Origin of the sequence: Streptomyces sp. NPDC056161 (genome assembly GCF_042268025.1) — a bacterium.
GTDB lineage: Bacteria > Actinomycetota > Actinomycetes > Streptomycetales > Streptomycetaceae > Streptomyces.
In genome coordinates, this window is sequence record NZ_JBHJUV010000056.1 from 13,688 (window position 1) to 27,892 (window position 14,205).

The 14,205-nt window shown below is 68.6% G+C and carries 11 protein-coding genes and 2 pseudogenes; 12 read left to right on the forward strand and 1 reads right to left on the reverse strand.

Annotated features, from left to right (window positions below):
- Positions 1 to 179: 179 nt before the first annotated feature.
- The 3 genes and pseudogenes from ACFC09_RS36790 to ACFC09_RS36800 form a co-directional block, all read left to right on the forward strand.
- Positions 180 to 443 (forward strand): annotated as a pseudogene (locus ACFC09_RS36790) (MFS transporter); the annotation flags it as partial.
- Positions 444 to 475: 32 nt separating this feature from the next.
- Complete coding sequence (locus ACFC09_RS36795; protein WP_376535775.1) at positions 476 to 1,399, forward strand: YitT family protein; 924 nt, start codon at positions 476 to 478, stop codon at positions 1,397 to 1,399.
- Positions 1,396 to 3,120 (forward strand): annotated as a pseudogene (locus tag ACFC09_RS36800) (dolichyl-phosphate-mannose--protein mannosyltransferase). Before ACFC09_RS36795 ends, ACFC09_RS36800 begins: the two are co-directional and overlap by 4 nt.
- 684 nt (positions 3,121 to 3,804) lie before the next feature.
- Here the strand turns inward: ACFC09_RS36800 and ACFC09_RS36805 are convergent.
- Complete coding sequence (locus ACFC09_RS36805) at positions 3,805 to 4,395, reverse strand: TetR/AcrR family transcriptional regulator (protein WP_376535777.1); 591 nt, start codon at positions 4,393 to 4,395, stop codon at positions 3,805 to 3,807.
- A gap of 172 nt (positions 4,396 to 4,567) precedes the next feature.
- Between ACFC09_RS36805 and ACFC09_RS36810 the strand changes: the two genes are divergently transcribed.
- The 9 genes from ACFC09_RS36810 to ACFC09_RS36850 all read left to right on the forward strand — a co-directional run bounded on the left by ACFC09_RS36810 (position 4,568) and on the right by ACFC09_RS36850 (position 14,125).
- The gene (locus ACFC09_RS36810) at positions 4,568 to 5,053 is read left to right on the forward strand and encodes a cysteine hydrolase family protein (protein ID WP_376535779.1); all 486 of its coding nucleotides are present in this window, start codon (positions 4,568 to 4,570) and stop codon (positions 5,051 to 5,053) included.
- Positions 4,996 to 6,171, forward strand: a complete 1,176-nt coding sequence (locus ACFC09_RS36815; RefSeq protein ID WP_376535846.1) for an aldehyde dehydrogenase family protein — start codon at positions 4,996 to 4,998, stop codon at positions 6,169 to 6,171. The genes ACFC09_RS36810 and ACFC09_RS36815 overlap by 58 nt, the downstream gene beginning before the upstream one ends.
- A gap of 82 nt (positions 6,172 to 6,253) precedes the next feature.
- Positions 6,254 to 6,739: a lipocalin-like domain-containing protein gene (locus tag ACFC09_RS36820; RefSeq protein ID WP_376535781.1), complete on the forward strand. Its 486-nt coding sequence runs from the start codon at positions 6,254 to 6,256 to the stop codon at positions 6,737 to 6,739.
- Between the two features lie 516 nt (positions 6,740 to 7,255).
- Positions 7,256 to 8,539, forward strand: coding sequence for an MFS transporter (locus tag ACFC09_RS36825; RefSeq protein WP_376535783.1), 1,284 nt, complete (start codon positions 7,256 to 7,258; stop codon positions 8,537 to 8,539).
- Between the two features lie 162 nt (positions 8,540 to 8,701).
- A complete protein-coding gene (locus ACFC09_RS36830) occupies positions 8,702 to 9,424 on the forward strand; it encodes an RNA polymerase sigma factor (protein WP_376535785.1) in 723 nt (240 codons plus the stop codon).
- The gene (locus ACFC09_RS36835; RefSeq protein WP_376535787.1) at positions 9,421 to 10,524 is read left to right on the forward strand and encodes a CU044_5270 family protein; all 1,104 of its coding nucleotides are present in this window, start codon (positions 9,421 to 9,423) and stop codon (positions 10,522 to 10,524) included. Before ACFC09_RS36830 ends, ACFC09_RS36835 begins: the two co-directional genes overlap by 4 nt.
- Positions 10,525 to 10,926: 402 nt before the next feature.
- Positions 10,927 to 11,910, forward strand: coding sequence for an ABC transporter ATP-binding protein (locus tag ACFC09_RS36840; RefSeq protein WP_376535789.1), 984 nt, complete (start codon positions 10,927 to 10,929; stop codon positions 11,908 to 11,910).
- A complete protein-coding gene (locus ACFC09_RS36845; RefSeq protein ID WP_376535792.1) occupies positions 11,907 to 12,911 on the forward strand; it encodes an ABC transporter in 1,005 nt (334 codons plus the stop codon). The genes ACFC09_RS36840 and ACFC09_RS36845 overlap by 4 nt, the downstream gene beginning before the upstream one ends.
- 218 nt (positions 12,912 to 13,129) lie before the next feature.
- Positions 13,130 to 14,125, forward strand: coding sequence for a YdcF family protein (locus ACFC09_RS36850; RefSeq protein ID WP_376535794.1), 996 nt, complete (start codon positions 13,130 to 13,132; stop codon positions 14,123 to 14,125).
- Positions 14,126 to 14,205 lie beyond the last annotated feature (80 nt).

Below are 14,205 nucleotides of genomic sequence, written 5' to 3' on the forward strand. Positions count from 1 at the left end.
GTGCTCGGTCCGGGCCGCGCCGCGCAGTACGCAAGATGCGGCGCGAGCAGCGTGCCGAAGTCTGCTTGTGTCACCGGACGATGGCGGAGCCCCGCTGGGCTCGGCTGATGCACCACAGGAACGATCAAGGAGTATCTGTGCATTGGACGGATGGATTCAGCGGTCCGTACGTTCGCGGCATGCCTGCTGCCGATACAGGGGCGTCCACCACCACGGGCGCCCATGCCACCGCCTTTTCCGCCGCCGATTCCCGTCTGCCCCCGGGCGGTGCCGGCCACCGCCGGATGAGCCTCGCCCTCTTCCACGCCGGGGTCGCGACCTTCGCGCTCCTCTGCTCCACGCAGGTCCTGCTACCGCTCGTCTCCCCTGACTTCGAGGTGACGACGAGCACGAACAGTTGGACGGTGTCGGGCACGACGGGCGGACTGGCGCTGTCCGTCCTGCAGGCCGTCGGCGCCGTGCTGGAGGTCCGTCCGTGAGCACTGACGCTCCGCACCCCCATGACCGCGCTCCGGAACATCCCACCGAAGCTGCGCCGGCATCGCGCCTTCCTGCGCCGCTGCTCGCCTACGTTCCCCTGCGTGAGCACCCGCTGAGACGCCTTCCCCAACTGCTCATCGGTCTCGCCCTGTACGGATTCAGCCTCTCGGTCATGGTCCGGGCCTCGCTGGGCGTCAACCCCTGGAGCGTTCTCTACGAGGGGCTGATGCACCACACGTCCCTCAGCTTCGGCACTATCAGCGCCGTCGTCGGAGTTCTCGTGCTCCTGCTGTGGATCCCCCTCAAACAGAGACCGAGACTCGGCACCATCGCCAACATCCTCGTCCTGGCGTACTCGTCGGATCTCGGCCTCGCACTCATCCCCGAGCACCTCGGGCTCCCGGTCCGGGCCGGCCTGCTGGTCGGGGGTGTCCTCCTCAATGGATTCTCCATCGCCGTGTACGTCGGCGCGCGCTTGGGACCTGGCCCTCGCGACGGACTGATGACCGGAGTGTCCGGCATCACCACGCGCTCCATACGGGTCATCCGCACCCTGATCGAGATCATCGTGCTCGCGGCGGGCTGGCTGCTCGGGGGAAGCGTGGGCGTCGGCACTGTGCTGTACGCACTCACCGTCGGCGCCATCACCCAGTTCTTCCTGCCCAGGTTTGCCTACCGCAGTGACGACGACTCCCGGACGTCATTCACTCGTCGTGGCCCGCGTCCGGATCCCACACAGGCCGCAAGCCGCCAGGCAGGTCAGGGAGCTGCAAATAAATACCGACCCCGTTTGAGGGCTACTCCTCGAGCGGACCATCCAGGTGGGGATCACACAGCACGACGCTCGGCAGCACAGGACTGGCCTGCGCCGCCGCCCGCTGCCAGAACTCGGCTGCCACGTATGAGGATCATCCGGTGACGAGTAGCAGTGCGCCGCGTTGCCCTGTCCTCGACAGCACCCGTCCGACTGCGGCGCCCGGCAACTGGAAGGACCGCCTACGCCTGTTCGGATACGCCAGACGTCCCCGGACCGACACCCGCGAACGCCTGGTTCCGCCCTTTCCCGAGTCGTCAACCCGCCTTTGGGAGCTCACCGGCATCAATCGGGCACTGGCGTACCGCGTCGCGAAGGCGATGGACTGGCTGGGGCCGGTGCTCGTCGCCGTCATGGCCGGAGCGATCCGCTTCTGGCGCCTCGGGCAACCACAGGACCTCGTCTTCGACGAGACCTACTACGCCAAGGACGCCTGGTCGCTGCTGCAACTCGGCTATGAGGGCACCTGGCCGGACCGCAAGATCGCCGACCCACAGATCCTCGCCCACCCGCAGGTGATCCCGCTCACCGACACCGGGGCCTTCCTCGCCCACCCGCCGACGGGCAAGTGGGTGATCGCCCTCGGCGAAGGGATGTTCGGCCTCACCCCGTTCGGCTGGCGCTTCATGACCGCGCTCCTGGGCACCCTGTCGGTCCTGATGCTGTGCCGAATAGGCCGCCGCCTGTTCCGGTCGACGGCACTGGGCTGCCTGGCCGGCGCCCTGATGGCGGTGGACGGTCTGCACCTGGTGATGAGCCGCTCCGCTCTCCTGGACATCATCGTCATGTTCTTCGTACTGGCGGCGTTCGGATGCCTGCTGCTCGACCGGGACCGTGCACGGTCCCGGCTCGCGGCAGCCCTCCCAGTGGGTGAGGACGGCCACGCGCGTCCGGATCAAGTCACAGGCGACCGCGCCGGGACGGGATTGCGTCCATGGCGGCTCGCAGCCGGCCTCTTCCTGGGACTGGCGGCCTCGACCAAGTGGAACGGCCTGTACTTCCTCGCCTTCTTCATGGTCCTCACCATGCTGTGGGACGTCGGCTCCCGCCGCGTGGCCGGAGCCCGCCGCCCGTACCGGGCAGTGCTGGGCAAGGACCTCGGCTGATCGCTGCTGTCCGTCGCCCCGGTCGCCGTGGCGACCTATCTGGCGACGTGGACAGGCTGGTTCCTGTCCGACAACGGCTACGGACGGCACTGGGCAGACGGCCGCGGCGGCACCTGGTCGTGGATTCCGGCTCCGCTGCGCAGTCTGTGGCACTACGAGTACGGGGTGTACCAGTTCAATGTGGGGCTCCACACCTGGCACCGGTACGAGTCCAACCCGTGGAGCTGGCTGATCCTCGGCCGCCCGGTGCTGTTCCACTACCAGTCACCGAAACCCGGGCAGGACGGGTGCCCCCCGACAGCCGACTGCGTGCAGACGATCCTCGCACTTGGCACCCCGCTCCTGTGGTGGACGGCATGCTGCGCACGTGTCTATCTGCTCTACCGATGGGCACTGCGCCGCGACTGGCGCGCCGGCGCCGTCCTGTGCGCGGTAGCTGCCGGTTATCTGCCCTGGTTCCTGTACCAGGACCGCACGATCTTCTCCTTCTACGCGGTCGCCTTCGTGCCGTACCTGTGCCTGGCCGTGGCGATGATGCTGGGCGCGCTGCTGGGGCCGCCGGGGGCGGATGGCAGACGCCGCGCACGGGGCGCGGTGGCCGCGGGCGTGCTGGTGCTGCTCATCGCCTGGAACTTCATCTACTTCTGGCCCCTGTACACCGGCACGGCGATCCCGATCGACGACTGGCGGTCGCGTATGTGGCTGGACACTTGGGTGTAGCTTCAATGCCGCGTTTCTGTCACCAGTCAGACCTGCTGTGACCTCGAACTCGAAGTTGATTTTTGCGTTGTAGACGTCCACGTCACCGAAACGCGCGACGACAAGGGTGTCAACGTCATCACAGACCTGGCCACCACCGTCCTGACCGCGGACAGCACCCCTTGCCCGACATCCACGCCCGGCTCAAGCGGCGCCGCCTGCTGCCCGCCACGCACCTGGTCGACAGTGGCTACACCTCCGTCGCGCCACTCGACACCGTCGTCCGCACCCAACGCATCCGCGAGGTCGACCCGCTCCCGCCCAGCCCCGCCTGGCGGAGGCAGGCCCCCCGGCTTCGCTCGCGAGGATTTCACCATCGGCTTCAACCGCCGCACCGTCACGTGCCCGAACGGGAAGATCAGCGGCAACTGGCTCAAACTCCCGGCGACGGCCCCCTACGCAGTCGTCCGCTTCAACCCCGCACACTGCAACCCCTGCCCCGTCCGCACCTCCTGCACCAGCGGCAAAGCGCCACGCACGCAGACGTGGTCGTGTCGTGGTGGCCATCGGCTTCACGCCCGCAACCGACTGGCTCGTCTCATACCGCGCGCAGGCAGTCCGCGCCGGGCCAGGTAGGCGGCGTCAGGCGGATCGCCAGGACGAGTCGGCCGTAGTCGAGGTTCCAGTCGGGGGGCGGGGCGGGTGTCAGGCGGTGGGGGACGAAGTTCTTGACGCGTATCGCTTGAGTTGCTCGGAGACCGTCTTCAGTAGTTCGTCAGAGAAGTCCTTGTCGGCCACGGCCCGGGACATGAGTACAGCGCCGACCAGGGCGCTGAGGGTGAGCATTGCCTCGGCCCGGGCGTCTTCGGCATCGTCGTCCAGGCCTGCGATCAGTTCCAGGTAGGTGCGGACCTGCTTCTCGTATGCCTCTTGGAAGTGCTGGTCACCGCGTCCCGCGGCGGCACCGAGCGGGACCAGCGCGCAGCCGGTGGCCGGCGCGTCGCGGTGCTGTTTCGCGAGGTAGGCGTCAACGAGACCGGCCCGTGCGTCCTGTTCGTTCTTCCGCGCGGCGCGTTCCATCTTCGCTGAGCCCTGGGCCAGGGCAGCGGCGGCGGCCTGGGTGATCAGGTCATCACGTGAGTCGAAGTGAGTGTAGAAGGCGCCATGTGTCAGCCCGGCTTCTTTCATGAGGTCCGCGATGCCGGGGCGGGTGACGCCTTCGGTGCGGACCTTGCGGGACGCGATCCGCAGGACCCTTTCGTGGGTCGCGGCCTTCTCTGCCTGTGAGTGGCCCATGTCGGCCCTGCCTTTCGTGAGGCGGCGCAGTGTAGCCACTACGCAACTGCATGATATCCATCATACTCCCTGTGGCGTAAGGCCAGCTCATATGCCATTTATTTGACTTTCAGGATGATGAACGTAATGTAGAAACTGCCTGTCAGTCATCATCCAGATCGGAGCAGGAACCATGTCCCAGACCTATGACCCCCGCCATACGGCCGTTTTGCTGGTCGACCCCTACAACGACTTTCTGTCCGAGGGAGGCAAGATCTGGCCGCACCTGGAGCCCATGGCGGAGGCGGTGGGCCTGCTGGACCACCTGCGCTCTGTGGTCGCCTCCGCCCGTGAGGCCGGTGTCCGCGTGATGTTCGTTCCGCACCGTCGCTGGGAGGCGGGGGACTACGAGACGTGGGATCACCCCAACCCCACCCAGCGGACCATCATGGAGCGGCACAGTTTCGCCCGCGGAACCTGGGGCGGGGAGTTCCACAGCGACTTCCAGCCTCAGCCCGGCGACATCGTCGTCCAGGAGCACTGGGCGCAGAGCGGCTCGCCACCGTCGTCCGTCAGGGCCGCTTCCTTCAGTCGGCCGTCGACCCCGCGCAGCCGGACCGCCTGCCCGCGCCGCGCATGGATCACCGGCTGCAGAAGGTGGCCCTGGGCCCCGTGGTGATCTTCGGCGCCAGTAACTTCCCGATCTCCTACTCGGCGGCGGGCGGCGACACCGCCTCGGCCCTGGCGGCCGGCTGCCCCGTCATCCTCAAGGCCCACAACGCACACCCCGGTGCTTCCGAGATCCAGGGCCGTGTCATCCAGCAGGCCGTCGCCGAGGCGGGACTGCACGAAGGCGTCTTCTCCCTCGTCCGGGGTGCCGGCAACGAGATCGGTGAGGCGCTGGTGGACCATCCTCTGGTCCGGGCAGTCACCTTCACCGGCTCCGAGGCCGGCGGCATGGCCCTCTACCGCCGGGGTCAGCAGCGTCCCGACCCCATCCCCGTGTTCACCGAGATGACCAGCGTCAACCCGACCTTCGTACTGCCTGCCGCCCTCGCGGCCCGCGGCGCCGAGATCGGCGCAGGCCTGGTCCAGCGCGCCATGTACAACGTCGGGCAGGCCTGCCTGAAGCCCGCCGTCCTCCTCGCCGTCGAGGGACCCGGCTTCCGGGGACTGCGTGACGCGGCGACGGCCGAGGTGGAGAAGGTGGCCGCACGGACCATGCTCACCCCCGGTATCCACGACGCCTACACCCGCAACGCACAGCGGATGGAGGACGACGGCGCCGGCCTGATCGGCGCGGGATCAGCCCCGGTTCACGCGGGGGACGGCCAGTCCCTGCTGTACGAGGTCACCGGTGAGCAACTGCTGGCCGAACCGGCCCTCCGTGAGGAGGTCTTCGGCCCTGCCGTCCTGCTGGTCAGGCTGACCGGCACGGATCAACTGCTTGAGGTGGCCCGCGCCTTCCGCGGACAGCTCTCGGCCACCCTGCACGCCGAGGCCGCCGACCGCACCGCCGCCGAACAGCTCCTGCCGATCCTGGAGCGCCGCACCGGGCGCATCGTGTTCAACGCCTTCTCGATCCCGCAGGAGGTCTCCTACGCCTCCACCCACGGAGGCCCGTTCCCGGCCACCTCCGACAGCCGCTTCACCTCCGTAGGCATGGGCGCGATCGAACGGTTCGTACGTCCGGTCACCTACCAGAACTTCCCCGACGACCTGCTGCCCGAGCCACTGCGCGAGGCGAACCCGCTGCACCTGTGGCGGCTCGTCGACGGCGAACTCACCCAGCGCTGACCGTTGCCACGGGCCCCGTTCGCTCTTCCGAACGGGGCCCGCTCGCTCTCCCGGAATGACCGGAATGAAAGGAGTCACTTCCGTGACCACTACGGACCACACCGCCGTGGGGAATGAACACCAGGCCCGTGAAGAGATCCGTGGGAAGCTGCTCGGCGCATGGCACCTCGTGTCCTACACCGCCACGAGCACGGACGGGGAGGTCATCCATCCCCTCGGCTCCACCCCGTACGGCCTGATCGTCTACACCCCTCAGGGATACATGTCCGCCCAGTTGGGGCGTGGCGACCGCCCGCCCATGAGATCGGCACGTCTCGAGGACGCGGCGGCCGATGAACTGGCCCGGGCAGCGGCGGGCTACGTCGCCTACGGCGGGCCGTTCGAGGTCGTCGATCCCACGACCGTCGAACACCACGTCACGACCAGCCTCTTCCCGAACTGGATCGGGCGGTCCCAGGTGCGGACGGTGAGCTTCGAAGGCTCGCTCCTCAGACTCGGCGTCGCCACTCCCATCCGACTGTGGGGCGCGGAACGCACAGCCGAACTCACCTGGAGCAGGTCGGCCTGACTGCGGCCCGCGCCGCTGCCTCTCCTCGCGAACTGGGCCCTGCACATCGTTCCGCAGAGGTGAGCGAAGGCGCACCCGGCGTCCGTTCCACCCGCTCAGGGCGCTCCTCGGACAGGTCTCCGGTGTTCCCGTCCACGGCTGCGTCGCTGTCCGTGATCAGCGGTTCCGGTCTCGTAGGCGTGACCGCCTGAGCAACGAGCGGTGCCAGTCCCCCAAGCCGCGAAAGCGCGATTGCGCCGCATGCGCTCGACGGCGATGTTCCCGGTGCCGCCCGGCGCCAGATCGTCCTACCGGCTCCATGTCGCGAACAGGCATTGCTTCGGCAGGCGTGCAGTCGCTGCGGCCACGCCTGCACGCAGACAGGGCGTATCCAACGGGCAGCACAGGGACCGGCCTGCTCATCGGCACCGGACCGCCACGGCGTGCCGAACCCACCGTGACAGCCGCTGTTGCGTCCGGTCGACGCGATCGCGCCTGCGCCCATCACAACCCGTGCTTCACGCACTTAAGGACCCCATGACCAGCGCAGCCACCCGCCCGGGCACGAAACGGGGAACCGTCCCCGTCTTCGCCACCGCGACTGCGATCACCGTCTCCAACATCTATTTCACCCAACCGCTCCTCGACGAGATCGCCCGGGGCTTTCGGATATCGCCCTCCGCTGCCGGGCTGGTGGCCACGACAGGACAGATCGGCTATGCACTGGGCATCCTCGCCATCGTCCCGCTTGCTGACACCGTTCGGCTTCGCCGGTTGTCCGTCCTTCTGCTGGCCGTCACCGCCACCGCCCTCCTCGCGGGCGCTTTCGCCCCCTCGGTCGCTCTGCTGAGCATGGCCACCCTCATACTCTCTGCCAGCACCGTGTTGCCACAGGTCATCATGCCGACCGTCGTCTCCATGGCGACTCCCGGAAATGCCGGTCGCGTCCTGGGCGCGGTGGGGACGGGACTGACCATGGGAGCCCTGCTCTCGCGCACCGCCGCCGGCCTCATCGCCGAGGCCACAGGTACCTGGCGGGCCGGATTCGTCATCGCTGCCCTGGCCACCGGAGCCCTGCTCCTGGTCCTTCCGCGCTACATGCCGGACGACCGGCCGACCCCGACCGAAGCCTCGGAAAGCTACCTCCGTCTGCTGGCGTCGCTCCCCGGGCTTATCGCCGAACACGCTCCGTTGCGTCTGTCGGCCGCGCTGGGAGCGACGGTCTTCGCGGCCTTCTCCGCCTTCTGGTCGGCACTCGCCTTCCACCTCACCGCGGCCCCGATCTCGCTGGGCCCCGCGGTGATCGGGCTCTTCGGCCTGTTCAGCGTGCCCGGTGCCCTGGCCGCCCGTTACTCGGGGCGCCTCACCGACCGATGGGGCACGCGCAACGTCAATGTCCTGTCCCTCACGTCGGCGCTGCTCGCCTTCGCACTGTTCGGGTTCGCCGGCCAGTCACTCATCGCCCTCGCCGTGGGCTGCAACCTTCTCGGATACGGGACGACCAGCGGTCAGATAGCCAACCAGGCGCGCATCTTCGCCGCGCGCCCCGCGATCAGGGCTCGGCTCAATACCGTATACATCTTCGCGGTCTTCGCTGGAGGCGCCGTCGGATCCGCAGTCGCCGGGGTGCTGTTCTCCGCCTTCGGGTGGACCGGTGTGGTGTTCAGCGGACTCGGTTTCCTGCTGCTCGCAGGTGTCGTCCTGGTGGGGTACGCCCTGCGCGCCCCCCGCGCAGTCGGCCGGACGGCCGCAGCCGCCGACACTCTGGAGCAGCGTGCGGGGGCCGACGGCCGCGTCGCCGACATCAGAGGCCGGCGGTAGAGCGCGCGGCCGGGTCCCCGTACACGGCCATCCGCTGGGGAGCGCGCACCGGGCCGGCGGATTCCAGGGGGCCTTCCGCCCGCGTACGCGGGATCGCGGATCTCACCTGCCTGTGGTGTAGGTCACGGGAACTCGGAGCGGACGGTTCGACAGTCAATGAAGGTGAGCACCGATATGCGTACCCGGGTACGGGCCGGGGATCCGAGCGCGTTCGCCGAGCTGTACGACAGCTACGCCAGCGCGGTCTACAACCACGCCTTCCGTCTGGCCCCCGACTGGTCCGCGGCCGAGGACGTGATGGCCGAGACCTTCATGGAGGCCTGGCGGCTGCGCGACCGGGTCGAGCCCGAGGGCGGCTCCCTACGGCCGTGGCTGCTGGGCGTGGCGACCAATGTCGCCCGTGGCCACTACCGCAGCAACCGGCGTTACCGGGCCGCGGCGAACGCCGCCGCGGAGGCCGAGACGGCCCTGCCCGACCACGCCGACGAGGTAGCGGGCCGGCTCGACGACCGACGGCGCCTCGCCGCCGCACTGCGCGCGCTCACCGCACTGCGCAGACCTGAACGTGAGGTCCTGACGCTGTGTCTGTGGGAGGGGCTGGAGTACACGGCCGCGGCCGAGGCGCTCGGCATCCCCGTCGGAACGGTCCGCTCGCGCCTCTCCCGCGCCCGCACCAAGCTGCGCAAACTCACCGAGGCCGAACTCGGCGGCGCGCCCGCCACGACGTCAGCGCCGAGCCCGTACGCCGACATGCACGCCGACATGCACGCCGAAAGACACGCGGAAAAACTCGTGCGACGAAATCGGGAACTCGGTCGGCCGGATCGGCAGACAAGAGAAGAACATGTCAACTTGATCCGGCCTGTATCCAAAGGAATCCGATGAAAGCAACCCAGTCCCGGCAAATCCCGGCCGAGTGGGAAGAGAGCGCCCCGCTCCTGCCCCAGACTGCGCGCGATCTCCCGGCGGGCCGTCACCAGTTCCACAAGGAGCGTCTGATGGCCCACATTCAGCAGGACATCCAGGGGAACGAGAGCGCCATGGTGGCAGCCCCCGTCCGGCCGAAAACCCGCGGGTTCCGGCTGCCGCGCCCGGCATTCACACTGCCCGTGATGGCGCTGACCGTGGCCGGCGCGGTCGTCGCCGGGACGGCGCTCAACGGCGGCGGCGTGCGCTCTGGCGGCGTCGCCACCGGACCTGCCCTGACCACCCTTGTCGGCGCCACGACGACCAAGGGTCTGCCGCAACTGCTCGACCAGGTCTCGACGGTGGCGGCCGAGGAAACCCACCCCACGGTCAAGCCGGGCCAGTACGTCTACATCGAGTCCGAGACGGCCGACACCTTCGTGAAGACGGTCGACAACAAGAGCAGCCTGGCCAGCTACGCACTCCACAAGCGCCAGATCTGGCAGTCCGCCGACGGCACCAAGGGCTGGCTGATCGACCCCACCGTCAACGAGAACTCCGAGGGCGAGACGCTGAGCCTGCCCGACGAGCAGGGCAACACCCCGAAGGCCGGCGTAGGCCACCAGTCGTACGACTTCCTGACCCAGCTGACCACCGACCCCGACAAACTGCTGAAGCTGATCTACAAGGAGACCAAGGGACAGGGCAACACCCCCGACCAGCAGGCGTTCAGCACGATCGGTGATCTGCTCACCGAGAGTTACCCGCCCGCGGATCTCTACTCGGCACTGTTCAAGGCCGCCGCGAAGATCCCCGGCGTGGTGCTGGTGAACGACGCTCAGGACGCGATCGGCCGTTCGGGAGTCGCGGTGGCGAGGCTGGACGAGACCAGCGGCGAACGCGAGGAATGGATCTTCGACAAGAAGACCCATGTCTTCCTCGGTGACCGCACCGTGCAGGTGAAGAAGGTCTTCGAGTACGGGGTCGTGGTGAAGCCCGGCACCATCCGCTACACCAGCGCCATCACCAAGCGCGCGATCGTCGCCGGCATGAAGCAGACCCCCGCGCAGAACAGCTGACGTCCCGCCGCCACGGGCTGACGCCCACCGCTGCCCACACCCCTGTGTCCGCAGTCCCGGGACGGCGGACACAGCAGATCGAGCAGGCCCTGCGGCTGGGCGTTTTGATGCCGGGACCGGCTGCCCACCGTCAGGGAGGTCGCCGACACCCGCGCGGTCAACCCGAACACCACACTCAAGGCCTACCGGGAGCTGGAACGCGAAGGTCTGGCCGAACCACGGCTCGGCCTGGGCACCTTCACCCGACGGTCACTGGCGGGCCCGCGAGGCGGGCCTGGAGCGGGAGTATGTGGCCGCGCTGGTCGCGGCGGTCCGGGAAGAGCGGTACGCCGAGACCGCGGCGGCCGTCGGCACAACGGAAAGTCCGGAAACGAGGTACCAGTGAGTAACGCCAGGAGTGCCATGGACGTCGGGGACCCGGCGCAGGAGCCGGCGATAGAGGCCAACGGGGTGGGCATGAAGTACCGCCGGGGCTGGGCCCTGCGGGACTGCTCGTTCCGGCTGCCGGCCGGCCGGATCTGCGGCCTGGTGGGCCCGAACGGCGCGGGAAAGACAACGCTGATGGCGATCACCACCAATCTGCTGCAGCCGACGGACGGCACCCTCAAGGTGTTCGGCGCGGCACCGGAATCCGTGGAGGCTGGACGCCGTACCGCGTTCCTCGCCCAGGAGAAGCCGCTGTTCCCCCGCTTCACCGTGGCCGAGACGCTGCGCATGGGCCACGAGCTGAACCCCGGCTGGGACCAGCGGGCCGCCGAGAACATCGTCCGCGCGGGCAATGTGCCCATGGAAGCGAGGATCGGCACCCTCTCCGGCGGGCAGCGCACCCGGGTCGCCTTCGCCCTCGCCTTCGGCAAGCGCCCCGACCTGCTGATACTCGACGAGCCGATGTCCGACCTCGACCCGCTGGTACGCCACGAGCTCATGAACACGTTGATGGCCGAGGCCGCCGAACACGGCACCACCGTGCTGATGTCCTCCCACATGCTCAGCGAGCTGGAGAGCGTCTGCGACTTCCTCCTCGTCATGTCCTCGGGCGGACTGCGCATGGCCGGTGATGTGGACGAACTCCGCAGCGCCCACCTGCTGTTGCGCGGCGTCCGGATCGACGAGGGCGACAGCCAGTGGCAGGGACGTACGCAGGGCGTCCCGGCGGAGCTCGCCGGCCACACCCTCGTCGAGTACCGCACCAGCGGACACCAGGTCACCGCCCTCATCCGCCCCGACGGCCCGGTGACCGGCCAGTGGCAGGCCGACACACCGAACCTGGAGGAACTCCTGCTCTCCTACCTGCGCTGCCCCGACGCGCCACCGCTGATCACGCCCCAAGCCCACGTCCCGGGCCAGACCTACGGCTCCAACGGTTCACGGACGGCGGCGGCATGAGCAACCCAACCAAGACCTCCTCCATCAGGCCCACCAGGCCCGACGGGTCCGCTGCGTCCCCCACGGCCACCCGTGGCCCCCGGCTCAGCGGCATGAACTGGCTCATCTGGCGCCAGCACCGGGCCGGTTTCTGGACCCTCTTCGTCGCCACTGCCGTCACCGTGGCGTGGCTCGTCTATCAGCGCATCGACCTGATGGACTACCTCACCGCCCATGGCTGGCCCGACTCCGACAAGTGGCCCGAGGGCGTACACCGCCAACGGTTCCAACTCGTCAGCTACGGCCTCGGTTTCATCCCCATCCTGCTTGGCGTCTTCCTCGGCGCCCCTCTGCTCGCCGGCGATCTGGAAAACGGCACCGCCAAACTCGTCGCCTCCCAGTCCGTCACCTCCAGCCGCTGGCTGGCCACCAAGCTCGGCATCGGCGGCCTGGTGCTCATCGTGTGCACGGCGGCGCTCTCCATCGCGTTCGGCCGGTGGTGGGGCCCGGTCAAGAACGAGCCCACAGTTCTGGGGTGGAGCGATGGCTCCGCGTTCGACAACACCGGACCCGTGCCCGTCGCGCTCGCGCTCTTCACCTTCGTGGGCGGCGTGGTGATCGGCATGCTCCTGCGCCGCACCCTGATCTCCATGGTCGTCACCTTCGCCTTCGCCGTCGTCGTCCAGGTGATCTGGAGCTACTTCCGGCTGGACCTCGGCCACGTCGTCACGGTCACCACCAACAAGGGAATCAACGCGTTCCCGCAGCTACCTCGGTCCGCCCTCGAGATCGACCGGTCGCTCATCTCGCACTCCGGGCAGACCTACGGCTGGGGCACCTGCGCGCGCGAGGTGTCGGACAAGGTCTGTGTCCAGAAGTTCGACCTCGTGGGCTGGTCGGTGGACTACCTGCCGATCTCGCAGATGAGCGGCATGCAGTGGTTCGGCGCCTCGGTCCTCTTCGCCCTGACCTCAGCCGTCATCGCGTTCATCTTCATCCGGGGTCGTAAGCGCATCGTCTGACACCCGCGAGCTGTTCCTCGGCCTCTTGAACGCCCCGGCAAGGTGCCCGCGTGGCCTCCGGCGTGCAGATCGGTATCTCGGCCGCACGGTCGATCACCGCCCGCAACGCGCGGGTCCGCCGTCCTGTTCGGCAGCGACCTGCGGCTCGCCGCACCACTCTCGCCGCACCTACTGACCCTGCCCCTCGACCGAATGGCCAGGATCCCGACAGGAGACCGATGTTCGCCTGCGCCGCCGCGCTGTTCTTTCTGATCTTCTGCGCCCGCGTTGCGTACGACCCCCGCCGGTTCAGCAGCGCCGTCCTCCTCGGCACCGCCGTCATCCTCCTGGCCATCCACGAGACCCTGGAGAAGGCGCGGGAACCGTCGGCGGTCTCGAATGCCACAGTGGTGAGCACCTGCCTGCTCCTCGGCCTGGGCGCCTTCGCGCTCGCGTTCTTCCTGATCGCGAACGGTGTGAAGATGGTCCGCAAGGAGAGCACGAGCCCTGCCAACCTGCTCTCGCTGCTGACCGGGCTGGCGATCCTCGGCTTCATCGTGCTGCTCGGCGCGATCCTCGTCCACGGTTCGCCCACGCTCGTCCGCGTCGCGAGCGCCGCGATACCGGTGGTCGGCTACGTCTCCTTCCTCTTCCTCTGCTTCCTCTGCTACGCATTCCTCTACGGTCGGCTGCCGGTCCGGCGGAACGTGGACTTCGTCGTCGTTCTCGGCTCCGGTCTCATCGGCGGCTCCCGGGTGCCGTGGCTGTTGGCGAACAGGCTGGACCGGGGGCGCACGGTGTATGAGGCGCAGGCTGCACGCGGCAACCCCCCGGTGCTGGTCACCTCCGGCGGCCAGGGCACCGACGAGGAGCTCCCCGAGGCCGACGCGATGGCCGACTACCTCGTCGAACGCGGTGTCCCCAAGGACCGGATCCAGCGCGAGGACCGCTCCCGCACCACCGAGGAGAACCTGCGGTTCAGCAAGGCGATCATGCAGGAGCTGAAGCCGGACTACCGGCGTGTCGTCGTCACCAACAACTTCCATGTCTTCCGTGCCGCGCTCACGGCCCGCCGCACCGGCGTCCGAGGCCAGGTCGTTGGCGCGCCCACCGCCGCGTACTTCTGGCCCAACGCGACGATCCGCGAGTTCATCGCGGTCTTCCTGTCCCACAAAGTGATCAACCTTGGGATCTGCCTGGCGCTCGGCCTGCTGGGACTGGCCGCCGCCTGGTGAGACCTGGGTGACTCGCGGCGGGGTTACCCATGGCGCACAGAGGCACAGACGGTCCACACCCGTTCGCGGCCGTCGCGCCG

Coding starts and splice junctions, on each gene's coding strand:
- ACFC09_RS36805 (WP_376535777.1), bottom strand. CDS start 4,395: ATGGGCCACTCACAGGCAGAGAAGGCCGCGACCCACGAAAGGGTCCTG.
- ACFC09_RS36810 (WP_376535779.1), top strand. CDS start 4,568: ATGTCCCAGACCTATGACCCCCGCCATACGGCCGTTTTGCTGGTCGAC.
- ACFC09_RS36845 (WP_376535792.1), top strand. CDS start 11,907: ATGAGCAACCCAACCAAGACCTCCTCCATCAGGCCCACCAGGCCCGAC.
- ACFC09_RS36835 (WP_376535787.1), top strand. CDS start 9,421: ATGAAAGCAACCCAGTCCCGGCAAATCCCGGCCGAGTGGGAAGAGAGC.
- ACFC09_RS36840 (WP_376535789.1), top strand. CDS start 10,927: ATGGACGTCGGGGACCCGGCGCAGGAGCCGGCGATAGAGGCCAACGGG.
- ACFC09_RS36825 (WP_376535783.1), top strand. CDS start 7,256: ATGACCAGCGCAGCCACCCGCCCGGGCACGAAACGGGGAACCGTCCCC.
- ACFC09_RS36850 (WP_376535794.1), top strand. CDS start 13,130: ATGTTCGCCTGCGCCGCCGCGCTGTTCTTTCTGATCTTCTGCGCCCGC.